Genomic DNA, 24,774 nt, shown 5'->3' on the forward strand with positions numbered 1-24,774 from the left:
GGTGCTCGCTTTCCGCGGATGGAAGTTGAGCCACCTCCGCGTTACCGCATACAGGTTCTCAACTTTACCACTTCTCCCACAGGAGTTTCATACCCTTCCGTTTCGATCAATTAGCTTATCTTTTCGGAGCTTCCGTTTCAGTTATGAAGAAATCCTTTAAATATATTTAATAATAATTAAACGCAATAAAAATCGGCAGAAAGAACAGCACTCCGTATTGAAAAAGTCCAAACAAGCCTGTTCCGCCTTGGTCACATGCCTCACAGTCGCAGTCCGCTCCATACATATCACTATTCATCATTCTAAAAAAACCTAATAGAAACATAGCCGCCATTGCAAAAAGAGCAAAGGGAATTAGCCTGGGCTCGAGCATATCTGTGATTTGGCCTGTAGTGAACAGTTTAAACAGCACGAGACTAAACGAGATTAAGATAATCGCCTGCAACTCATTTGCTAATTGCCAATCATTTTTCATGGTATCAATCCATTTCCTCGAAGATAAATTCCTGACCCAATTGAAAGCATCATAACCACGATGACGACTGCTATCGTGAACAAAAGAACAAATTTCAATTTAAAGCTTGATAACATGACGAGCGTATTTTTCAAATCAATAATTGGTCCGAAAACAAGAAAGGCCAGTAAGGACTCCGACGGAACCATGCTGCTGAAGGATGCTGCAACAAAGGCATCTGCCTCTGAGCATAATGAGAGAACAAAGGCTAGTCCCATCATAAAAGCTGTTCCAATAATTGTATTCTGAGTAGCGTTCAGCATAGCAGTTTCGCTAATAAAAACCTGAGCCACACTTGCTAACAATGCCCCCACCATAAAGTATTTTCCTACGATAAAAAATTCGTTCGCACTATGATGCAGAATTCCTTTTAGCTTTGAATCTCCTCTCACATTCTGAGGGATATCTAAACTTTGAAAATCACTTTTTTGGTTTTTTAATATATTCTCTTTTGAAAAATGGATATAAATAATGAAGCTCACAATAGCTGCTGTCAGCAGACAGATGACGATCCTCCCAAAATAGATGAATGGATCATCCTGAAAAGCATAATAGGTGGAGCCAAAAACAATAAAGTTCAGGATTGGTGCACCAATTAAAATGGTCACTCCCGCATGAATAGGAACTCCCTTTTGAATAAGCTTTCTTACGACAGGAATAATGGCACACTCACATACCGGCGTAATAATCGCAATGGTTATCGCAGCCATAAAGGCAGGGAGCGGCTTTTTCGGAATCATTTTTTTGATCTGTTCTTCTTTAAAGAAAACTTGTATGATCGAAGAAATTAAGACCCCTATTAAAATAAAGGGTATTGCTTCTAAAAGAATGCCAATAAACACGTCAAATACTCTTGTCCATTCTTCTTGCAGCCCAAACCCTAATTTGTTGAGGATTTCTTCATCTCCAAATAAAAAGAAATAAATAAAAAACAAAAATACCAGATAAACAGTCACGTTTTTAAGGTGATTTGACAGGCCCATATTCAACTCCTTTAGCACTGATAATATAACGGGCTGCCCGATTGCTTGAAAACAACCAGACAGCTGAAGCTCATCATAATAAAACTTTTTCCCTGCTAAGATTTGTCCCTATAAAAATGATTTCCCCATGTCGTGAACTGGACATCTTTTTGACTTTTTCCCATTGCAGTTTTCCTGATGCATATTGGAAGTGATACCATTGTGCTTCTGATTGATCATAGATCGTTCCTTTTGCTCTAATCATATCCTCGTTTAAATCTGAAAGAATGCGATGTATGTCGTTTCTTCCTACATTTGCAGTGTTTTGAATTTTGACAGCTTTAATTTCACGATGGTGAGCATATTTCTCTTCATTTTTTATTGGTGTTCTTGCTAAGCTGGAATGGGTTTGAAAAAGGTCTTCGATGCAATCTCCATATGATGTTTCCTTTAAGGCTGCATCAGCATTTATTTTTCGGACTAATTTACGGACTTTCTCCAAATCCGTCTTTTGATCAATCAAGTCAATCTTGTTCAGCACAATATAAGAAGCATGATGGATCTGCTGTTTTTGCAGGTTTCGTACTTCTTTTGAACTGGAAAAAACACTTAAATATTCCTGCAGCATGGATGCATCTGTTATGCAGACAGACTCTTTGAGTGAAAATAAATCGGAGAAAGGATGCTGGTTTAATATCTCGTGAATTTCTCCGGGATTGGCTACCCCTGTTCCTTCTATAACAGCAACATCTACAGTTCCATTCTTGTATAAACCTGATAAATCATGCATGACTTTCTTCAAATCGTCCTGCAGAGAACAGCAAATACAGCCATTTAATAATTCAAAAAAGTTATCCTCCTTAAACATATGCCTTTCCAAATTTGTTTGCCCAAGCTCATTTAGCAAAACGGCGACCTTTGAGCCATTATCTTGAAGCTTTTTAATCATTTTAAGCATCATGGTTGTTTTTCCGCTGCCTAAAAACCCATTAATCAAGTAAACCGGCATTTTTCTCATAAATGACTCTCCTAAAATTTATAATGATGATCCCATAGAGTGGTTTCCGAAATAGATTGTCATTTACAATTTATTGCTGATTAATCGTAATTATTCCGATTTTAATTCTCCTCCCTACAACAAGCCTATATAAAAAGAAAAACCCGCCATTTGGCGAGTTTTATCATCTTTAAATACTCTCTTATTCTTTCGTGCCAATCATCATTGTTTGTGCGGTTGGAACGGTAAAGGAAGGCAGCGGGTCAGGAAGTGAGTTCCAATCTCCCTGCATTTCCGTTTCTGTTAACTCACCATTTTTAAGAGACTGTACAATTTCATTCTGATTCATGTCAATACCAATAAAGACGAGCTCTGTCAGGCGATCACCATTGACTTCATCCCATCGATCCTTTAGTTCTGGATCCTCTTCGAACATAACAGCCTGCTCTTCTTCAGGCAGTGCCGCAATCCAGCTTCCTCCCGATTGAAAAACAATGGATGAACCTGCCTGAGAAATAAGACAGCTTTCATCGTTTCTAGAAGCCAGCCATATAAAGCCCTTCATACGAATGACCTCCACTGGAAAATCTTCTAACCATGCATAAAAGCGCTCGGGGTTAAGCGGCTTTTTACTTCTATATACAAAAGAACTAATTCCATACTCTTCGGTTTCAGGAGTATGTTCACCATTTAGCTCTTTAATCCAGCCAGCACCTGAACTCACTGCATCAAAATCAAACAAGCCTGTATCGAAAATGTCGTTCATATCTACTTTTGACATGAAGCTTTCAATTATTTTCGCATCAGGGTTTAATTGTCTCAGAGTTGCTTTTAATTCGTTTTTATCTTCTTCCTCTACAAGATCTGTTTTGTTTAGGATCAGTATATTAGCAAACTCAATTTGATCAATTAAGAGGTCAACTACTTCACGATCATCGTTTTCATCTGTACCTTGTTTACGGTCAAGCAATGATTCACCTGAAGCATAATCATGCCAAAATCGATTTGCATCAACAACTGTAATCATGGCATCAAGCTGACACATGCTGGACAAATCAATATCTAATGTTTCATCAATATAAGTAAAGGTTTGTGCAACTGGAATGGGTTCACTAATCCCGCTTGATTCAATGACGATATAATCGATATCACCGCTTTCTACCAGTTTATGAACCTCAATAATTAAGTCTTCTCTTAAGGTACAGCAGATACAGCCGTTTTGCATTTCTACTAATTTTTCATCCGTTCTGCTGAAGCCACCCTGCTTTATAAGTGCTGCATCAATATTGACTTCACTCATGTCATTGACAATAACAGCCACTTTCTTGTTTTCTCTGTTTGATAAAATATGATTAAGCAATGTTGTTTTTCCAGCACCTAAATAGCCGCTTAATACAGTAACTGGAATTTTTCTTTGTGTCATTTGTAATCTTCTCCCCTCAATCTTTTTAATAGATATCATTATAAATCGAAATCATTACGTTTTACAATTAATTATTTATTCAAACTATTATTCCGATGCCTAAATTGAAAAAAGACTGCCACAGATACATCTGCAGCAGTCCTATTTCAACATCTATTATTCACGATCTTCTTTGTTCAAATAATTATACTGTGAACGATCTACGGGGAGGAAGCTTTCTGGTGTATAAAACCGCAGAAGATCTCCATTTACCACTTTATCAGACATCCCAAGCTTTTGTTCTGCGATTATCTGATATTCTCTGGCTTCATCTAACCGGTTTTCGACCAGCAGTTCACCAGTTGTGGAATCGTAGAATTTGCCATCAGCGTAAGTAAACACTGAACTAACGAAATCTCCATTCCTGAATGGGATAATATCATCATGCTGTTCTGACAGGAGATCCGTACCTAAATGAATATATTCGTTCGTCTCAATCCCCAGCAAGTGAAGCAGTGTCGGCAGCAGATCAATCTGGCCCGTATACTCTTCATTCACGCCGCCTTCCATGCCTGGTACACGAATAAATAATGGCGTACGCTGCAGACCAGCACTTTCGAATGGTGTGACCTCTTTTCCAATAACCTGTTCCATCGCCTTGTTGTGGTTATTCGAAATACCATAGTGATCACCATACATAATAATGATCGAGTTATCGTATAATCCGTTTTCCTTTAAGTCTTCAAAAAATTGCTGAAGTGCCTCATCTGCATATCTGGCAGTTTGGAAGTAATTATCAACCGTTTTATTGCCCGTTGTATGCTTATCAATGGTTGCTTCCTCTTCATTAAGAGTAAATGGAAAGTGATGAGTAACGCTAATGAAATTCGCATAAAATGGTTCAGGCAGTGCCTTTAAATACGGCATTGATTGTTCAAAAAACGGCTTGTCCATCAAACCATATTCAGCCTGCTGGTCAGCGCTCATTTCATAGTAGCTTAAATCAAAAAACTCATTGTAGCCGAAAGATTTATAAATTTCATCTCTATTCCAGAAGCTTCCCGTATTTCCATGAAAAACAGCAGACGTATATCCTTGCTGCTGACTTAAAATCGCTGGTGCAGCCTGATACGTATTAAGCCCTTTTGTTGTAAATGCCGAACCTTGCGGAAGCCCATAAAGTGAGTTTGCTACCATAAATTCAGCATCAGCTGTTTTTCCTTGTGCTGTTTGGTGGAAGAAGTTATTAAAATAAAGTGTATTCTCTTCCTCTGTTAAAGAGTTCAGAAACGGAGTAACTTCCTCTCCATGCAATCTATAATCAATCAGGAAGTTCTGAATAGACTCCATGTGCACATAAATGACATTCATCCCTTCAGCTGCTCCAAAATATTCGGGATTCGGCTCAGCACGGCTTGTCTGAGTAAAGTTTCGAACCTCGGTCAAATCATTGCTATCCGCAAATACTCTTTGAGCAGTTGCTCTCGTGCTCTGTACTGCATCATAAATCGTATAATTATACATCCCGAGATATTTTACGATATAGTTTCTATCAAACCCTCTAGTTAATAGCTGCGGGCGATCCATTTCGGCAATAGCCAGGTTTATACAAGATATACTTAAGGCTAAAAACATTAAAGCAGAGACTTTCCTTGGAGCCGTCTTCTTAACTTCTAACCTTTTAAAATTAAATGTTAATAGAAATACCAAAAGGACGACATCAGCAAAAAATAGTAAATCTGCCGGACTGAGTAACGTGCCGATGCTCCCGCTGACATCACCAAAATTTTGCGTTTGTGTTAAAGTAGGCAACGTGATAAAGTCATTAAAAAAACGGTAAAACATGACATTGGCAAACAATAATGCCGACATCAGAAAATCAATGACAATCAGGGCAATAAACTTTTTCTTGCCTTTAAACAAAAAGGCTAGTCCAAGAAATAATAATGATGATCCTAAAGGATTTAACAGCAGCAAAAACTGCTGAAGCACAGTCTCAATTCCCAGTTCAAATTGTGTTAATTGCACTATATACGTTTTTAACCAGAGCATCAAAACAGCTGCTATAAAAAAGAACGTAAACTGATGAGTTATATTTTTATTAAGTGTTAAGTTCATTTTTCTCCTTCCTTCTGCGAGAACAATATCTATATTTATCCTATACATTTACAAATATAAACATTACTGTCATAAAAGATTAACAAAAGTGTACCATGAATCGTCCCAAAAATGAACTATTTTGGTACAGGTCATTATATGTATATTCACCCAAAAAATTGTTATTACATCTAAGAAGATAGAGAAAGTTAGAGGTGCTAGTTATGCAAATTGGCTATGCCAGACCATATCCCAGCGATCCAGATAGAGAAAAGCAGAAGCAGATTCTGCTAGAAACTGGCTGCGATACCTTTATCAATGAAGTTCATTTTTCATCTGGACAGCGTCCTGAACTGACAAATATGATCAAAAACTTACAGCCGGGAGATAAAGTTGTAGTCAGCAGCCTGCTCACATTCGCAGATTCTACCCGGAATCTTTTTGAACTCCTTCAAGAAATTGAATGGAAGGAAGCTTTTTTCCATTCTGTACAAGAGGATATTGATACAAGTAAGGAAGACCCTAACTCGTTTAAGAAAATCGTTAAACATATTATTGATTTTGAATCGGACCTTCTGAGCGAAAAAACCAAAGAGGGAATTCATGAGGCTAAACAAAAAGGAAGCATCCCTGGAAGGCCGCGAATTCCGGATGAAAATGTCAAAAAGGCCATTCAAATGTATGAAAGCAAGAAGTACAGCTTGGCTGATATTAAAAATACAACAGGGATCAGTAAGACTACCCTGTACAGGTATCTTGGGAAGTCACAGGATTCATAAAAGGCAAATAGGGAGAGATCGGACTTGCATGCCTCAGTGATGACAGGCATAAAAGCCTTTTCTCCTTTGGTACTTTCTGAAGTACAGGGAAAAACCCAAACGATTAGAAGATGTTCCCTATCTAATCGTTTGGGCACTTCCATTCTTTAAGAAAGGCGGAAATGGAATAAAGAATCGTAAGCCTTATTTAACAATCATAACAGGTGCTAATACCCGCTTGGCTATTTTATGGCTGACGCTCCCTAATACCATCTCCTGCAGTGCGTTCAATCCGCGGCTGCCGACGACAATAAGGTCGTAATCTCCTTTATTGGCAAACTCCACTATCGCTGGCCCAGGCTCACCATGTATAAACTCAACCATATATGCTACATCCTTTTGCTCGAGGAGATTTATTATTGGCTCTAATCGCTGTCTTCTCTTTTCAAGAACAATGGATTGATCATAATGATGAAGTATATCTTCCTTAGAGGTTTGACCGTCAATAGCATAGACAACGGTAAAGTGTGCCTGTGGATTTTGTTCCCCCAGATGCAAGGCTTTTTCAGCAGAGCGGATCGAATGATCAGAACCGTCAGCCGCAATCAGAATCTTATTAAACATACCCCTTCACCTCTGATTTACAATCTTTCATCAATCTTATTTCTTCTAATTGATTCATACAAGATGAAAAAAAGGAAAATTGTGTATAATATATGTTTGTTTAGTTTCATAATTTAATATATTATATTCCATAATCATCAAAAGTGTAAACGGATACATTTTTAAACTTTTCTATTAGAAAACATGCATGAATGAATGTTCAGCCTTCACTTCCTCTGTTATGATGAATCAGGGGGGTTTTTACATGAAAGCACAATCGCAGAAGATGGCTGCTCCTATCCAAACACCTTTTTATTACGGCTGGGTGATTGTCTTCATTTCAGCTCTTGGGGTGTTTTTCTCTGGACCTGGTCAAACTTATTCTATTTCTGTATTTATTGATTCGTATATATTAGACTTTGGCTGGAGCCGCTCACAAGTTTCTGCCGTGTACTCTGCAGCTACGCTCGCAGCAGGCCTGTGCATGTTTTTTGTTGGACGGTTTATTGACCGCCATGGGCAGAGAAAGATGGCTGTCTTTGTGGGAGTTTTACTGGCTCTTGCCTGCTTTTGGAATAGCATGGTCGCGAATACAGCTATGCTTTTCATTGGCTTCTTTTTCATAAGACTGCTTGGCCAAGGCAGCATGTCTCTTATTCCCAATACCCTTGTTCCTCAGTGGTTTATCACCAAAAGGGGAAAGGCCTTAAGCTTAATGGCCATCGGCGGATTTTCCAGTTCTGCTATCCTTCCTCCTTTCAATGCCTGGCTTGTCAGCCAGTGGGGCTGGAGTTTCTCGTGGCAGTTCTGGGGTGCAGCATTATTGCTGATTTTTGTTCCTTTAGCCTATTATCTGATCCGTAATCAGCCAGAGGATATTGGACTGCTTCCAGATGGACGGACCAAACCAATCGTACATACGGATTTAGCAGAAGAAAGCGAAATACACATTGATGAAGAGGAAAACTGGACATTAAAAGAAGCGATGAAAACGAAGTCGTATTGGCTGCTGCTCTTTTGTGTCGCCATTCCAGCATTGGTCAACACTGGCCTGACCTTTCATTTAATATCGATCTTTGGAGTGCAAAATATTTCTCCCGGGATTGCAGCTCTTGTGCTGAGCTTAATGGCCATCATCGGCTTTCCCATTACTTTGGCTGCGGGGTTTGTATTAGATAAAGTGAAGGTTAACTATGTACTGGCAGGGATATTTCTCGGGGAGATTATCTTTATGCTTGTGCTCCTATTTGCTAAAAATGTGACCGTTGCTATTATTTTTGGTGTTTTGTGGGGCATTAGCGGAGGCTTCGAGCGCATCGCCTTAAATTACGTTTGGCCGAGTTTCTTTGGCAGACGGTACCTTGGGAGCATAAATGGCACAGCTATGACCGTGATGGTGATCGGCTCAGCTCTTGGCCCGCTTCCTTTTGGCTTTGCTTATGATGTGTTTGGCGGCTATAGCGAAATCCTTTACTTAAGTATGATCTTTCCGGCAGCAGCCATTTTTTGCTCACTTCTAGCAGGCAAGCCTAAGAAAATACAGATCAAATGAGTGTGGGACAAATAGAGAAAATAATATTTCTAATACACAAAAGTTCAATATCATGGTTGGGTACTTAAACACGTCCGTTCCATTGCGCTGCGGACCCTCGCTTTCCGTGGGGAGGAAGCTGAGCCTCCCTCCCTCATGAAATTGGCAAGTTTCTTAAAATTACTCTGTTTTTCTTCATTTTTCTCTAGTGTCTAAAAGAATGGATATAGCACATTCAAACAAATATATCCACTTTTTTTAAAAAATGGAATATAAATTTGAGTTTATATAGACCGGAGGAGGCGTTTTCCAGTTTTAGGTAGTGATCATATAATCGCACCTATGGATCTCCACTTACGACATGGTGGTGGACCCTCCCATTTCTCTCAGCGTCTATGCGCGCAAATTCCTTCGTTCGACCTGACCATGTGTGGATGCCGGATATGCTCCTCGGGGGGGTCTTTGCCCTAATGCTCGGAATGTTGACCGGCTAATCCATGCTTCATTTGTCATAATTAAGAAAAAGTACAAAACAATATCAGACTTGTCTATTGGTTAAGCAGCTACCTGGTTATTCGTAAAATATGGGATATCTCGAAGCATGCGTTCTTCACTGAACGAACTCTCTCGTGTTCCAATCATAAACAATATTTTTATTAATTTTCGGCCTAAAGCAACATAAGATTGTTTGCCCTTTAAGGGATTCTTTGTCCTATTTTTGTAGTGATTATGAAGGGCATTGAAGGCTTTGTTATGGCAAGCCAGGGGACGGGCAACTTGATACAGTATGGAACGCAATCTCCGCCGTCCCCGTTTTGTGATCGTTGTCTTCCCTTTGTGTTTACCGGACTGGTTCATCTTCAAATTGAGTCCCGCTAATTTAATAATTTGGCGTGGATCTCTATAGTTTGAAAGGTCACCAACCTCGGCAAAAAAACCAACAACTGTCATTGCCCCAACACCTTTTATGGCAATCATGCGCTCCGCTCCTGGAACGCTCAATACAAGCTCTTCTAGCTGCGTCTTAAGAGCTTCAAGACGTTCTTCTAACCGTTGATATTGGCCTACAAGATAGAGAATTTCTTCACGAGCCATACGGAGACCTACGGTCATTCCAATACTCGAGGCAGCTGCTTGTTTTAACTTTCGTATTAGCGTGATACTAATATTCTTGTACACCGACGTCTTTAGTTCTTGGAGTAATTCATCTTCTCTCTTTTGACAGATATCTTTCGGCAAGTAGCCACATTTCAAGAGGTATATTGCCGTTTTCCCATCCCATTTTTTGAAAACGGTCAAGAATTCAGGGAAATATCGATCTAGTACATTATGCATTTGTGCTTTAATGGAGGAAAGATCTTCCTGAATAATGTCAAATAGTTTTACGCCTTCACGCAGCTCTGCATATACACCTTCAGGTAAAGTGGGCTCATGGTAGCGCCCGGCACGAATGAGTTGAGCAATGACTTTTGCATCCTTGGTGTCATTCTTGGTAGGGGAATCATCATCTAATTCCTTTGACTTTTTGACCTTCATTGGATTGACTAGAACCACCTTTATCCCTTGTGATTTCAAGAAATAAGCTAAGGGAATCCAATAATGGCCGGTCGGCTCCATGCCAATAATCACATTGGGACGGCCTGTTTTTTCGCTTAATTCTTTTGCCCACTCAAATAATAGCTTGAATCCCGCTAAACAGTTCCAGAAAATAAGCCGTTTGGATAACTCAATTCCCCGATCATCAATCACCCGGGCAACATGTCTGTACTTTGCAATATCGACACCGATAATCAGTGTGTGTTCATTAATTTGCTTAATTCGTTCATTTTGTGTAATATCCATAATAGAAGTCTCCCTTCGGTACTTAATTCGAGGTCATGCATGACACTCTCTATCGTACCAAGGGGACTTTTTTTTTGCACATCGCTTAAACTTCGAATTATAGCCAAATTACTTTATTACAGGAATGCTCCTCGGAGCAAGCTCCTGCGGGGTCTCACCTTTTCCTCTATTGCCCACAGGAGTCGAGTGTCCTCCGCTTCATTTCACTCATGTCTGAAAGATATAATATAAAATAATTAATAAAAAACCAAATGATTAGAAAGTGTTGTTTTCTAATCATTTGGTTGTATCACTAGACTGAATACTTATGCCAGCCCCTTTTTCATATTTATATAGGTATTCTGCCTTCTCTCTATTTCCCTGTTTCCGCAAACGTTTTAATCCGCTCGCTGATCTCATCTCTGACACGCTGGAAAAATGCCCACTTCTCTTCTTCTGTTCCTTCTGCTTTGGCAGGATCATCAAATCCCCAGTGTTCTCGTTTCACATGAGGAGGTGTCACTGGACATTTATCAGCCGCATCACCGCAAAGTGTGATAACTAAATCGGCATGATTCAAGATTTCAGGATCAATGATATCGGAAGTTTGAGATGTTATATCAATACCAGCTTCCTTCATCGCTTTAACAGCATTCGGGTTTAAACCATGCGCCTCAATACCTGCACTGTACACGTTCCACGAATCACCTAAATATTTCTTTGCCCATCCTTCAGCCATTTGGCTGCGGCAGGAATTGCCTGTACATAGAAAATAAATCGTTTTTTTAGACATATTTTATTCCTCCATTTAAATAATCAATAACCAAATATATAATCCAACCAGTGTGATAAATAATGTTGGAATCGTTAAGATGATTCCCGTCTTAAAATAGGTGCCCCACGAAATCTTTACTCCTTTAAGGGATAAAACATGAAGCCACAGCAAGGTTGCGAGTGAGCCAATTGGTGTAATTTTCGGCCCTAAATCAGAGCCAATCACATTTGCATAAATGAGCGCTTCACGAATAGCCCCCGTTGTATTTGTATCTGCGATCGCGAGCGCATCAATCATCACAGTCGGCATGTTATTCATAACCGACGAAAGGATCGCAGCAATAAAGCCCATCCCGATGGTTGCCGCAAAAAGACCCTGATCTGCTGTCGCTTGAATCACATCTGCTAAAACGCTAGTTAAACCTGCATTACGCAAACCATACACCACGACATACATTCCAATCGAAAAAAATACAATTGCCCATGGAGCTCCTTTAATGACTGTACCTGTATTTACCGCTGGACTTCTTTTTGCCATGATTAAAAAGAAAATAGCAATAAGACCAGCAATGATGGAAACAGGAACCTTTATAAACTCACTAACAAAATAACCAATTAATAAGATCCCTAAAACAATCCAGGAGAGACGAAACATTTTTCCGTCTTTAACCGCTTCAGCCGGATTCTTCAAATGGTTTGAATCATATTGTTTTGGAATGCTTTTTCGAAAATATAAATACAAAACAATAATACTGGCCGCTAATGAGAAGAAATTTGGAATAATCATTCTGGATGCAAATTCTACAAATCCAATGTCGAAAAAGTCAGCAGACACAATGTTCACGAGATTACTGACGACTAATGGAAGTGAAGTTGTATCCGCAATAAATCCACTTGCAATGATAAACGGGAAAACCATCTTTTCCTCAAATTTAAGATTTCTGACCATCGCGAGTACAATTGGCGTCAAAATCAAAGCCGCACCATCATTTGCAAAAAAGGCTGCAACCAATGCTCCCAAAATGGAGACATAGACAAACATTCTGACTCCATTCCCTTTTGCCGCTCTCGCCATATGCAGTGCCGCCCATTCAAAGAAACCAATTTCATCTAAAATAAGAGAAATAATAATAATAGCAACGAATGTCAAAGTCGCGTTCCAAACAATTGATGTGACATCCAATACATCATTAAAATCGACTACACCCGCAAGAAGTGCAAGAATGGCACCTCCACAGGCTGACCACCCGATTGATAGCCCTTTAGGCTGCCAGATGACAAGGATCAGTGTGGCTAAAAAAATTACGGATGCCAGTATAATTTGAGTCATCTTACTCCCTCCTTTTACTCACAGGAAATTCTTAATCCCTGTTCTTCAAGTTGTGCTAATTTATCATCCTGACTTGGAAGGTGACTCAGCAGGTTCTGTACCAGTTGGTAGTATTCACTGTTTTTATTCAGCGAATAAAAAATCCACTGGCCTCTGCGTGTTTCCCCCACAACCCCTGCATCCTTCAGTTTTCTGAGATGCTGGCTGATTGCAGGCTGGCTCATGTTAAAAATCCCGACAAACTCACACACACAACAATCATGATGATCAAGAATTTTCACCATTGTTAAACGTGTTTTATCACCTAACAATTTAAGGATCTGTGCTGCTGTTCCGATATCAAGCGTTGATTCCAACATTTCCGCCTCCCTTTTCCCTACATCACTATATAATGATATGCTTATATATGTAAATACTTATTTTGTCTCTCTTCCTTATATGGATATCCGTCAATGTACAAAAATAGAAAAGTTTCTTTGTTTTACTTTTAAATAATAGTAAAAAGGTGAAAAATTGAATTATATAAACATTTTAGTGCTTAACAAAGATATGCCTGTTTATAAAACAGGAGTTAAGAAGAAGGTGAAACGTGGAAAAAAGGTGCAGAAAAATTTGGTATAACGATGAAATCTATTATCTCATTAAAACAAACGAGTCAGGATATTGCGAAATAAAAAAATCAAATCTGAACTATATTGAATTAATCCATCGCAGTGAACTCAAAGAAACAAAAGATGATCATAAGTTATAGAAAAAAGACCCTCTCTACGGGTCTTTTTTCTGAGATTATATTGGATATATGTCCCTAAAAAGTGAGCTATATAGCTTAAAAGTGTCTTAGAATTGTCGTATTACTATATACCGCGAAAATGTTATCATTAATATGATATATATGTTTTCGTAAAAGACTGATCCAGTCAGTATATGTATTTTTATTCTATGAGGAAAAGCTATAATATTAAAATGAAAAAGGAGCTGTACTTCTTGAAAATCCAAATTAGTGATAAAGCATTGCAGTGGTTTAAGGATGAGGTTGGTTTAGAGCCGGGAAAAAAGGTTCGCTTTTACTCGCAAATTTATGGAACAAGTCCAGTCCAAGAGGGATATGCTCTTGCCTTTACGATCGATAATGATTCGAGAAATGCGGTTGTCGAAACCGTATCAGACGGCATCACATTCTTTGTTGAAGATGCTGATCTATGGTTTTTTAATGGTCATGATCTATATGTAGATTATAATGAAAAAAGTGATGAAGTGGAGTATGACTATATTAAACCAGAATAATGTGATCATAATAAAACCCTCTGTGCGGGCAGACTCTTTATCTGCTCAGAGGGTTTTTGCATATATGTTATTTGAATCATCGTGTATTCGCATTTAATAGGAAGTATCAGCAGGTTGGTACCGTGGTAAGTTCCTCAAACTCTTTCATCGTGCTATTTATCTTCGTTTGAGTGGTAATGACTGTTTTTTGAGAATGCTGTGTAATCGCACTAACCTTTTGTACTTCTTGGTAAATATTTTCAATGTTTTCATTCATCTTTTTAATCGCACTGTCAACATTAGTAGCCAATTTCCTCACTTCTGTCGCTACTACATTAAAACCGCGGCCATGTTCTCCTGCCCGTGCTGCTTCAATCGCCGCATTTAACGCTAATATATTCGTTTGAGAAGAAAGATTTTGAATTGATTTAGACAATCCTCTAATGACATCTGTTTGTTCCTGCAGCAAGTGAATCGCTTTTATATTCTCATTCGAGTTATGGCTAACAATTTCCCCCAAATCAGTCGATAGGTCATTTAGCTGAGAAACAATTTCTACTGTTTTATTTTCACGCTGTGTTATATCGGTTGCTATTTTTAGGACGGCGTCCACTTTTCCTTCTTTGTTTAAAACAGGCATATACGTAGCCTCAAGCCAAATAAGCTTCCCGCATTTGCCAACGCGCTGGATTTTTTCCTGAAATTCTTTTCCAGCTTTTAAATGATTCCATAAGGCAGCATATTGAGGACTATGCTGCAATTCTAATGTGCAAAATTGCTTATGCCTCATCGTTTTCATTTCATTGACACTGTATCCTAATGTCTGGGCAAAATTTTCGTTTACCCAAATCACTCTGCCCTCTAAATCAAATTCTATAAGAGCTAAGTTACATTCCAATGAAGCTAACACAGAATTCGGATCCAATACTTGAGTACTGACGTATTTATTTATATCCATGACGTTAACTCCTTTCTTTATATAAAAATAATGATTGAAACTGAAAGGGGAAAAAATCCTTCCCCATAAAATACTAGTATTACATTTCTAAAGATCATTATATTAGGCTATCGAGGAATTCTCGATAGCCTACATAATTTAAAAATTCTCTACCGCTTCTGATTTCTTGCTGCGACGCCTTTTGACTAACACGATTATAAACAGGAATAGTAAAAATAGGAACTGGAATAAATAGGTAACTTTACTTTTTACGATATCTTCACTTCCCAGCAGCCAGTTTGATATTGTTTTTATGCCCAAATAATTACGATCGATCAATAAATCTGTTTTCCCATTGGAGGCATAGATCGTACCTTCTAATCCAGAATCGGGCTTAATATAATCTAAATTCATTCCATTGGCAGTTTGATAGAGTATATTTTCTGAGGAATTCTCACCTGTATCTGCTATGCTCAATATAGGTAATTCTTTATCAGCGGATTTCACTAAATTACTCCAGCCATCTTCTGGCATACTAAATTCTGCTGCCTCAATATGATTACCCAATGCATCGAGCACCATCACTATATGTCTCTGACCAGTGTCAGCCATATTCATCGTGATAGACCAATTCCCATTCTGATCTGCTGTGACTTTTTGATAGATTTTATTATCTACTTGTAATGCAATAGTTGCATTCGCTTCACTTTTACCAGAAATCAATATCTTTCCACTGCTAGTATAAGTTACATTAGGGACAAGTTTAGAAGTTGAACTGCTGCTATTCCTACTTACTTCGCCTATTGATGCTTGATTTACTGCTTGTTTGACTGTTATAAACACGTATTGACTTTGACTGTTTTTAGAATTCAATGCCTCAACCTTTATTCTCGCATCTGCCTTTTGACGGCTAATTGATACAGACCAATTCCCCTTGATATCTGCCACAGTCGTTACTTTGTTTCCATCTGGCAAGATAACTGTAATCTTGCTATAAGGGGCACTAGTCCCTTGAACCATTCTGCTATCTTCATTAACATTTTCTACACTCAAATTTAACTGTGTACCGTTATCGGCAGATGGCACTGTCTGTTGAACTGGCTTCCCTTCATTTCCTCCATTATCAGATGATCCTTCAGCTTCTGGAATTGATATAGAATCTTCCGATTGGATTGGTGATTCTGATTGTGAACCTGCTTGGTTTCCAACAGTTTCAGTTGGTGCTGATGCTGATGGATTTTCCGGTTGGTCTGATGTTGCTGGACCAGGCACAACCTCGTTTTCTTTTGAGCCATCAGATGGAGCTTCTGGTTCCGATGTTTCCGAATCTTCTTTTTTGGTTGGTAATTCTGTCTCTGATCCTTCTTCATTTCCACCAGTTTCTGTTGGTGGTGTTGTTGGATTTTCTGGTTGTACTGGTATTTCAGTTTCAGCCTCTTCTTTACTTTCCGCTTCTTCAGATGGTACTTCTGCTTCAGATGATGTTGAATCTTCTGGTTGTGTTGATGTTTCTGTCTCTGTTCCATCTTCGGTTCCACCAGTTTCAGTTGGAACTTCTTCTGTTGGTGGTGATGATGGATCTTCCAGTTGTGCTGGTGTTTCAGAGCCTGATTCTTCTTCAGTTGTTGGATCTTCAGTTTGCACTGGTGCTTCTATTTCTGTCCCATCATCGTTCCCACCAGTTTCACTTGGTGCTTCTTCTGTTGGTGGTGTTGTTGGATTTTCAGGTTGCGCTGGTGGTTCTGTTCCAGACTCTTCTTCCGTTCCTTCAGTTTCCTCAGATGGTACTTCTACTTCAGTTGTTGGATCTTCAGTTTGCACTGGTGCTTCTGTTTGTGTTCCATCTTCGTTCCCACCAGTTTCACTTGGTGCTTCTTCGATTGGTGTTGTTGATGGATTTTCAGGTTGTTCTGGCGATCCTGTGCCTGACTCTTCTTCCATTCCTTCAGTTTCCTCAGATGGTACTTCTACTTCAGTTGTTGGATCTTCAGTTTGGATTGGTGCTTCTGTTTGTGTTCCATCTTCATTTCCACCAGTTTCACTTGGTGCTTCTTCTGTTGGTGATGTAGTTGGATTTTCCGGTTGTTCTGGCGATCCTGTGCCTGACTCTTCTTCCATTCCTTCAGTTTCCTCAGATGGTACTTCTACTTCAGTTGTTGGATCTTCAGTTTGGATTGGTGCTTCTGTTTGTGTTCCATCTTCATTTCCACCAGTTTCACTTGGTGCTTCTTCTGTTGGTGATGTAGTTGGATTTTCCGGTTGTTCTGGCGATCCTGTGCCTGACTCTTCTTCCATTCCTTCAGTTTCCTCAGATGGTACTTCTACTTCTGGTGTTGGATCTTCAGTTTGCACTGGTGCTTCTGTTTCTGTTCCGTCTTCGTTCCCACCATTTTCAGTTGATTCTTCTTCTGTTGGTGATGTTGTTGGATTTTCCAGTTGAGCTGGTGGTTCTGTACCAGACTCTTCTTCAATTCCTTCTGATCCCTCAGATGGTACTTCTACTTCTGGTGTTGTTGGATCTTCTATTTCTGAACCATTTTCATTTCCACCTGACTCAGTTGGTCCTTCTTCTGTTGGTGATGTTGTTGGATTTTCCGGTTGCGCCGGTGTTTCTGTTCCAGACTCTTCTTCTGCTCCTTCTACTTCCTCAGATGGCACTTCTACTTCTGGTGTTGTTGGATCTTCAGTTTGGACTGGTGCTTCTGTTTCTGTTCCATCTTCGTTCCCACCTGTTTCAATTGCTTCTTCTTCCGTTGGAGGGGTTGTTGGATTTTCCTGTTGCGCTGGCGTTTCTGTTCCAGCCTCTTCTTCCGTTCCTTCTGACCCCTTAGTCGGAATTTCTTCCGGAGTTGTTACAGGTTCATATGGTTGCTCCGATGCTCCTGTCTCAGTTCCTTCTTCCGTTCCACCAGCTTCAGTTGGTTCTTCGTCTGTTGGTGGTGTTGTTGGATTTTCAATTTGGCCTGGTACTTCTATTTCTGAACCATTTTCATTTCCACCTGACTCAGTTGGTCCTTCTTCTGCTGGTTGTGTAGCTGGACTCTCTTCTTGGACTGGTGTTTCAGAACCTGAATCTTCTGCATTACCTTCTGATGGTTCTTCTGGATTAGTCACAGGTTCGTTTGGTTGCTCGGTTGTTCCTGGTTCTGTGCCTTCTTCATTTCCACCAGTTTCAGTTGGAGCTTCTTCTATTGGTGTGGATGGATTTTCTGGTTGAGCTGGTATTTCGGTTCCAGCCTCTTCTTCAATTCCTTCTGATCCCTCAGATGGTACTTCTACTTCAGGTGTTGTTGGATCTTCAATTTGGCTTGGTACTTCTATTTCTGAACCATTTTCATTTCCACCTGACTCAGTTGGTCCTTCTTCTGCTGGTTGTGTAGCTGGACTCTCTTCTTGGACTGGTGTTTCAGAACCAGAATCTTCTGCATTACCTTCTGATGGTTCTTCTGGATTAGTCACAGGTTCGTATGGTTGCTCAGATATTCCTGGTTCTGCGCCTTCTTCATTTCCACCAGTTTCGGTTGGAGCTTCTTCTGTTGGTGGTGTTGGATCTTCAGTTTGGACTGGTGCCTCTGTTTCTGAACTATTTTCATTTCCACCTGTTCCATTTGGCTCTTCTTCTGTTGCTGTTGGATTTTCCGGTTGCTCAGGTGTTTCTGTGTCAGCCTCTTCTACCGTTCCTTCTGTTGCATCAGATGGCACCTCTACTTCAAGTGTTGAAGCAGGTTCTTCTGGCTGCAGAGGTGTTTCTGTTGACCCTTCTGAAACAGGAGTAGCATTCATGGTTGTAGACACCGATTCACTTCGGTTTCCAGCATCATCTACTGCAGTAATCATTAATCTTCTACTTAATGAATACGTATTAATGCGTACATACCATTTTCCCTGATCATCAGCTTGAGTATAGACTTCACTTTCATCTGGAAGAGTTAATATAATTTTTGCATACTTTTCACTCTCTCCATATATTTCTCCAGTTGTTTCATCCATAGAAGTTATAACAGGAAGTGCTGGTGCTTCTGTATCTGCCTTTTCGATTGGCTGCACGACCACAGTAACAGCTTCACTTATATTTCCAGCTGCGTCCGTTGCTGTTACTATTAATTCCGCGTTGACTGCTTGTGGATTTATTGCAACTGTCCATTCGCCACCTTCATTCGCTACAGTCGTTTTTTCACTTCCATCTGGAAAAACTACTTTCACTAATGCTCCGACTTCACTGTTTCCAGTAATCACTGTACTCGTTTCGTTGACCGAATCGACAATCGGCTGCGCCGGTGCTTCTGTATCTGCCTTTTCGATTGGCTGCACGAACACAGTAACAGCTTCACTTGTATTTCCAGCTGCGTCCGTTGCTGTCACACTTAATTCCGTGTTTGCCGCTTGAGGATCTGCCGCAACTGTCCAGTCTCCTTCTTCATTCGCTACTGTCGTTTTTTCACTTCCATCTGAAAAAATTACTTTCACTAATGCTCCGACTTCACTGTTTCCAGTAATCACTGTACTCGTTTCGTTGACCGAATCTACAATCGGCTGTTCCGGTGCTTCTGTATCTGCCTTTTCAATTGGCTGCACGAACACAGTAACAGCTTCACTTGTATTCCCGGCTGCATCCGTTGCCGTCACTATCAGTTCTGCGTTGACTGCTTGTGGATCTATTGCAACTGTCCATTTGCCTTCTTCATTCGCTACAGTCGTTTTCTCACTTCCATCCGGGAATACAATTTTCACCACCGCTCCCGCTTCACTTGTTCCACTCACATCTGTGCTCATACCATTGACCGCTTCTACAACCGGCTGGCCAGGAGCTGTCTTGTCAACAAAGGTGGTATTTAATGTTGATACCGCTCCAAGACCATTCAAAACATTAAGATCCAGCAAAAAACTGTCAACAGCTATTGCTTTGGATGTAAGCTTACCGTCTAAACTTGGAGGAAGCTCATTTACTCCTAAGTTTTTTAAATTAATGCTGAGAGTAAAGGTCGTAGGAGTACTTACATTTACTCCTAATAAGTGGGCGATATTGGCACCAACTAAAGCATTTTCATTGTTAGTAAGAATATTAAATCCTGTAATTGTACCTTTATTCTCTAAAAGGCTGCCTCCTAACCCTAGAAATGGGATAGAGTAAGTAATCGTCGTTTCTTTTTTAAAATTATTGTTGCTCAATAAATACGAAAGTTCCTCTGGCAGCTGAAAGATAGGAACATAATTATTTAACAATCCTATATTCGCCACCTGATTGCCTGTAATGGTTAAAGAAAATTCACCATTTTGATATGAAGATACTAGGCTCTGATTGCCAATTACATTTATGTTAACTGCTGAAGCCTTGTTTTCTTCAACAAAAAATCCGAATGGAGCCATCATTAATATAAATGCGAACAATACCATAAACCTTAACTTAGATCTAAACCAGTTTGATCTTTTCATAACTATTCAATCTCCCTAAATATAAATTCGTTTCTTCCAAATGATAGGATTATTATCTAATTTAAGGAGATTACTGATAATAGCCTGTATTTCCTTTTTCCATTTATTAAGCAAATATAGGAACTATTGACTAGTATGATAAAAACAGAGAGAATTCCTAGGCAAAATAAAAAAGCCAGTTCACACCAGCTTTAATAAATGAATTACTATTACCATATTTTATATATTGGAATGAACTAAATACAATCTACCAATATATCTACAATTGAAGGATCAAAGTGCTTTCCCTTTTCCTGAATAATGTAATTCAATGCCTCCCTTTTACTCCATGCCTTTTTATAAGGTCTTACAGCGGTTAAAGCATCGTATACATCTACAATGGCCACAATTCTTGCTTCTAAAGGAATAGCACATCCCTTTAATCCATATGGATAGCCAGTACCGTCCCACTTTTCATGATGATACAGGATAATATTTTCAACGACTTTCATGTTTATGGATTCGCAATATGTAATATTGGATGTTTTCTCTCTCAAAATTGCCCATCCCCATAAAGGATGCATCTCAATGACTTTCCGCTCAAATTCATTTAAACTCGCTGGCTTATTTAAAATATATTTAGGAATACAGAACTTTCCTATATCATGTAAAATGCTGAAATGAATAATATTCTCTATATAATGTTCATCAAGGATCACTTTAGCTTGCTTGTTATACTCCTTAGCAAGGATTCCTGTTAATTTCTGCACATTTCTTAAATGCTCCATGATTTCAAACTTACCAACCTCACACCTATCAATTAAGTAATCGATCAGCTCTTTTTGTGACTTTTTCTTACAAGCCTGAATCCACTTATAAGATGGACTCTGTTCATATATGGCAATGCCGCACTCCATGTTTATCCCCCTCTCTTTTCTGTGTAACTGCTCCTTACAAAGTCTTCTTTTATCTTTAAAATAACATCCACAAGACCGAACATAGTATAAAATGACTATTTAATCGAATTATATTCAGTATCTCTGTCTTTTTAAATAGGAGGTATCTCCCTTTTAATACCTATAAATCACTTTTAGGCATACTTAATAAATAGGAGTTGTTTCCTATTTCGGTCTATTATTGGGAAACATATGGATTCTATTTTTTATTAAAAGGTAAAATGATGTGAACAGTTTAAAGAAGATAAATATATGAAAATCAGCCTTTTAATTAGCTCATTATGTGAAGCAAACCAAATTATCCCAAATCATAAAGCTTAAATTATCCAAGGTAAAAACCAGTATAGTTAATGGAAGTCAAAATATAGAAATTCAAGTCTTCAGGATAGTCGTCCTAGACCTAAAAGCACGGTTCTTTTCCTTCATAGCCCATGGTAAACTTTAGGAAAAAGGGATAGGTGGGATGGTATGAAGCTAAAAGGATTGATGCTTATTTTGTTTATTCTGATTCTGTTAGTGGGATGCAGCCCGAGCCAGAGTCAGGACCAGGATCAGAAAGAGGGAATCAGTGAAGATCAGTTAGCAGTAATCAGGCTTGACGACGGTGCCAAAATTTCCTATGGCATGACAAGAGACGAAGTAAATGAAGAGCTGGGCGAGGATAATTTCGATGAAGATGGTCTCACAGGCTATGATTCTGGGCTCGGTGTTGTATATAGAGAAGATAAAGTTGTATCAATGATCCTTAGTGAAGACTCGGAAGGTGTATATGAAACTGCTGATGGGGTCAGCCTGGGGATGAATGAACAAGAAACGATGGAAGTATACGGTGACAAATCCCGTGCGACGCAGCAAGAGCCCGAAAACTCGCTGAGTTATATTTATGACAAAGAAACTAAGGAATATTGGTCTTCGCATCATGAAGTGGAAATTAAATCTCAGGATATTAAGAGTTTATATCTTATACACTCCAGATTCGATCCGAATGGCAGTCTTTATATGATATCGTTAGGCGACTATTTAGGTGTCGCAAATATGTTATGAATGATTTCGAGCAGGAAAACAGAAAAAGAGCAGGAAGTTTTTCTCCGCCCTTTTATATTAGTAGATCAGCCAAAATCAGCGACTGGTCTACTTCGTTTGAAATTTATAATTGAAAGTGATGTAAACCATAGCCTTTCCACCAAATAAGGGCATAACCTTTCCACGCCTAGAGACACTTGAATTGACGGCACATTTCAGTCAGGCTTTCAATTTTCACTCATTGAATATTTTCAATATATCAAATGAAAACTCGTTATTTAATGTTTTGGGAAAGCTTATACTTTATTTTTGTTCTAGGAAATTTCACTTCTGAACTAGAGAATATCTACCGCAATTTGTGACCAGGGTTCTAATCGGTCATATGTACAGGACTGTTTTAACTCATCAATAGTTAACCAGTAACCTTTAAGTTGTTCTACTTCACGAACAGCTACAGTAGCATCATTTGATAATTCAAGGATTGCTAAGATGCCTAGATGTACTTTACCTACCTCATTTAAGTCGTCATTAATTAATCCGATAAATTGTAAATTGCGAGCAGAAGATTGGATGTTTAATTCTTCCTCTAATTCACGATTAAGATTATACATTAACACTTCTTGAAAATTACCTTCTTCTGGATTCATATGACCACCGACCCCAAGAGATAACTTGCTATGCAATCGTGATTCCCCTCCGCCGGATAAACGTTCATACGTATAGATTTCATTACAACGTTTAATTAATACGTAAGGAATAGGTTGTTTATAGTCAGTATTAATTTCAGCATTATTCTCTTTAGGTGTAGGATCGGTTGTTGCACCTCTTCGAAAGGAAGTATTAGAATCGGATAAGTTAGTGATGATTTCTTCTACTACTTCCTTGCGTTGTTCAGTACCTTGAAAAGCTAATGATTCATTGTTGAATACTGTATTACGAGGTGCAACCAAGATAATTTCTTCCCATTTTTTATTTGTCATTTATGTAATACTCCCTTTTTCTTAATTTGAATTATGTGTTATTTGTTTGATAGGAGAATCGATTAGGACTCTTCTATGTTTAAATATCGATATCTCTTTTGGTTTTTAGGAAGGAGAATTTAGCTATAGTATTTTATATGGCATTACTGTTCTTCTTTTTATTCTTTGCAATCGTTATACACGCACTAATTATCAGCATATAGATAATCAAGTGGAAGATAGAAAAAAATATTTTGTTCTACATAGAAATAAATAAAATATTCACTATCCCCATTGCACAAGCCATTAAACTTAGGATTCTAGTATATTTCCTTTGAGGTTCGAATTAAAGATAATAGAGAGATTAGCTTTAATTTAATAATGATATACATTCTATTTTGTTTTGCTCCCCTCAATTTAAATCATAATCTATAAATATAACAACGGGTACAACCTTTCCATAGCCATTATATTGTTATTTAATATTAATTTTTTATGACGGATTAACTGAACAATCCAGAAATCCACTTATAAATGCTTTCACCTACTTTAGTTAATACGGCACCAATCACCAATAATACAATTGGATTTAATAAAAAATTATTATAGAACCTCTTTAATGGAGTATCTTGTCTTAACTGTTTGTATATGTCAGACTCTCTCATATTCTTTTTAATTCTAAATGGAGTTCTATGCTCATTTCCTTGTAAATATTGTAGCCTTTTTGACTCAATATCCGACATATCAAATCTATTATAAATATCTTGTCTACTTGCTGCGATCTCTACATGATCTTTTGAAGCTTTTCTATTTAAATAATCAAAAGTTAAGGTTACAATACCATCCCCTACATTAATACTCTGATCATACTTAGAATTATTTGTGATTGATATTAAAGATAACCCACACCATTTAGGATCTAATGTTGTTGAAATGTTACTTAAGCCTTTTGCTGAAAACGAAACCCTTGAATGATAAGTGCCGCTAATTTTTCGTGAAACCCATATTGCTTCTTGAGTTAATATATTTACAGTTTCTCCTTTTGGAATATTTATTTTCCCTTGTTTTACAAGCATACTTACCAGGAATATCAATAATAATTGGTTCTCCTTGTGAGTCAGTTCCTGTACTTTTTTCAGCAGAATACCATGCCAAATCACTGGCAGTTAAATTAATTGAACTGCCATTTATATATTCAGTATTTAATGGATAAATAGCTAAGTTCTTACTTTTAATAATTTCTCTTACTATATCTTTATTACTAAGCATCATTTCCTCCGAATATACGATTTTAATATAAATAATACACTTTGGTAACTATTTTTACCATACTCAAATAGATGGATTGAAAAGCTCTAAATTTGCCGATAGTAATAAGAGTGTATCATTACAAAACAAATCATTGGCTTCCAGTATTATTTAATAAAGGTGAAAA

General features: G+C 38.5%; 19 protein-coding genes. 4 read left to right on the top strand and 15 right to left on the bottom strand.

Annotation, left to right across the window (positions count from 1 at the left end):
- Positions 1-166 precede the first annotated feature (166 nt).
- The 5 genes from J1899_RS19360 to ltaS form a co-directional block, all read right to left on the bottom strand.
- On the bottom strand, positions 167-475 hold the full coding sequence (locus J1899_RS19360; protein WP_151574119.1) for a DUF1980 domain-containing protein: 309 nt from the start codon (positions 473-475) through the stop codon (positions 167-169).
- Positions 472-1,497 carry a permease gene (locus J1899_RS19365; RefSeq protein ID WP_214476049.1) on the bottom strand — a complete coding sequence of 342 codons (1,026 nt, stop codon included), beginning with the start codon at positions 1,495-1,497 and terminating at the stop codon, positions 472-474. The genes J1899_RS19360 and J1899_RS19365 overlap by 4 nt, the downstream gene beginning before the upstream one ends.
- 73 nt (positions 1,498-1,570) lie before the next feature.
- A complete protein-coding gene (locus J1899_RS19370; protein ID WP_214476051.1) occupies positions 1,571-2,494 on the bottom strand; it encodes a CobW family GTP-binding protein in 924 nt (307 codons plus the stop codon).
- 181 nt (positions 2,495-2,675) lie between these two features.
- Entirely contained in the window at positions 2,676-3,896 is a 1,221-nt protein-coding gene (locus J1899_RS19375; RefSeq protein ID WP_214476054.1) for a GTP-binding protein, read from the bottom strand.
- Positions 3,897-4,052: 156 nt separating this feature from the next.
- Complete coding sequence (ltaS, locus tag J1899_RS19380; RefSeq protein ID WP_214476056.1) at positions 4,053-5,993, bottom strand: lipoteichoic acid synthase; 1,941 nt, start codon at positions 5,991-5,993, stop codon at positions 4,053-4,055.
- A 203-nt stretch (positions 5,994-6,196) separates the two neighbouring features.
- Between ltaS and J1899_RS19385 the strand changes: the two genes are divergently transcribed.
- A complete protein-coding gene (locus tag J1899_RS19385) occupies positions 6,197-6,751 on the top strand; it encodes a recombinase family protein (protein WP_214476058.1) in 555 nt (184 codons plus the stop codon).
- A 183-nt stretch (positions 6,752-6,934) separates the two neighbouring features.
- On the opposite strand, the gene J1899_RS19390 is transcribed toward J1899_RS19385, so the two are convergent.
- On the bottom strand, positions 6,935-7,354 hold the full coding sequence (locus tag J1899_RS19390) for a universal stress protein (protein WP_214476060.1): 420 nt from the start codon (positions 7,352-7,354) through the stop codon (positions 6,935-6,937).
- 244 nt (positions 7,355-7,598) lie between these two features.
- On the opposite strand from J1899_RS19390, the gene J1899_RS19395 reads away from it, so the two are divergent.
- Positions 7,599-8,885, top strand: a complete 1,287-nt coding sequence (locus tag J1899_RS19395) for an MFS transporter (RefSeq protein ID WP_246586529.1) — start codon at positions 7,599-7,601, stop codon at positions 8,883-8,885.
- A 534-nt stretch (positions 8,886-9,419) separates the two neighbouring features.
- Here the strand turns inward: J1899_RS19395 and J1899_RS19400 are convergent.
- The 4 genes from J1899_RS19400 to J1899_RS19415 all read right to left on the bottom strand — a co-directional run bounded on the left by J1899_RS19400 (position 9,420) and on the right by J1899_RS19415 (position 13,148).
- Positions 9,420-10,706, bottom strand: coding sequence for an IS110 family RNA-guided transposase (locus J1899_RS19400; protein WP_214476062.1), 1,287 nt, complete (start codon positions 10,704-10,706; stop codon positions 9,420-9,422).
- 352 nt (positions 10,707-11,058) lie between these two features.
- The gene (gene arsC, locus J1899_RS19405) at positions 11,059-11,478 is read right to left on the bottom strand and encodes an arsenate reductase (thioredoxin) (RefSeq protein WP_214476064.1); all 420 of its coding nucleotides are present in this window, start codon (positions 11,476-11,478) and stop codon (positions 11,059-11,061) included.
- Between the two features lie 15 nt (positions 11,479-11,493).
- Positions 11,494-12,789 carry an arsenic transporter gene (locus J1899_RS19410; protein ID WP_066442676.1) on the bottom strand — a complete coding sequence of 432 codons (1,296 nt, stop codon included), beginning with the start codon at positions 12,787-12,789 and terminating at the stop codon, positions 11,494-11,496.
- A gap of 14 nt (positions 12,790-12,803) precedes the next feature.
- On the bottom strand, positions 12,804-13,148 hold the full coding sequence (locus J1899_RS19415) for an ArsR/SmtB family transcription factor (RefSeq protein WP_066442675.1): 345 nt from the start codon (positions 13,146-13,148) through the stop codon (positions 12,804-12,806).
- 625 nt (positions 13,149-13,773) lie between these two features.
- Here J1899_RS19415 and J1899_RS19420 point away from each other — a divergent pair.
- Positions 13,774-14,073 carry a HesB/YadR/YfhF family protein gene (locus J1899_RS19420; protein WP_066442674.1) on the top strand — a complete coding sequence of 100 codons (300 nt, stop codon included), beginning with the start codon at positions 13,774-13,776 and terminating at the stop codon, positions 14,071-14,073.
- A gap of 106 nt (positions 14,074-14,179) precedes the next feature.
- Here J1899_RS19420 and J1899_RS19425 read toward each other — a convergent pair whose 3' ends face one another.
- The 3 genes from J1899_RS19425 to J1899_RS19435 all read right to left on the bottom strand — a co-directional run bounded on the left by J1899_RS19425 (position 14,180) and on the right by J1899_RS19435 (position 21,318).
- On the bottom strand, positions 14,180-15,010 hold the full coding sequence (locus J1899_RS19425) for a methyl-accepting chemotaxis protein (RefSeq protein WP_214476066.1): 831 nt from the start codon (positions 15,008-15,010) through the stop codon (positions 14,180-14,182).
- 138 nt (positions 15,011-15,148) lie between these two features.
- A complete protein-coding gene (locus tag J1899_RS19430; protein ID WP_214476069.1) occupies positions 15,149-20,422 on the bottom strand; it encodes an Ig-like domain-containing protein in 5,274 nt (1,757 codons plus the stop codon).
- 236 nt (positions 20,423-20,658) lie between these two features.
- Positions 20,659-21,318 (bottom strand): HD-GYP domain-containing protein, encoded by a 660-nt coding sequence (locus tag J1899_RS19435; RefSeq protein ID WP_214476071.1) that lies wholly within the window; start codon positions 21,316-21,318, stop codon positions 20,659-20,661.
- Between the two features lie 507 nt (positions 21,319-21,825).
- On the opposite strand from J1899_RS19435, the gene J1899_RS19440 reads away from it, so the two are divergent.
- Complete coding sequence (locus J1899_RS19440) at positions 21,826-22,401, top strand: hypothetical protein (protein WP_214476072.1); 576 nt, start codon at positions 21,826-21,828, stop codon at positions 22,399-22,401.
- A gap of 314 nt (positions 22,402-22,715) precedes the next feature.
- Here the strand turns inward: J1899_RS19440 and J1899_RS19445 are convergent, their stop codons facing one another.
- Complete coding sequence (locus tag J1899_RS19445; RefSeq protein ID WP_214476075.1) at positions 22,716-23,360, bottom strand: hypothetical protein; 645 nt, start codon at positions 23,358-23,360, stop codon at positions 22,716-22,718.
- Positions 23,361-23,842: 482 nt separating this feature from the next.
- Entirely contained in the window at positions 23,843-24,433 is a 591-nt protein-coding gene (locus J1899_RS19450) for a dCTP deaminase/dUTPase family protein (RefSeq protein ID WP_214476077.1), read from the bottom strand.
- Positions 24,434-24,774: the final 341 nt, after the last annotated feature.

This window comes from Cytobacillus gottheilii, assembly GCF_018582665.1.
In the GTDB taxonomy this organism is placed as follows: Bacteria; Bacillota; Bacilli; order Bacillales; family Cytobacillaceae; genus Cytobacillus; species Cytobacillus gottheilii.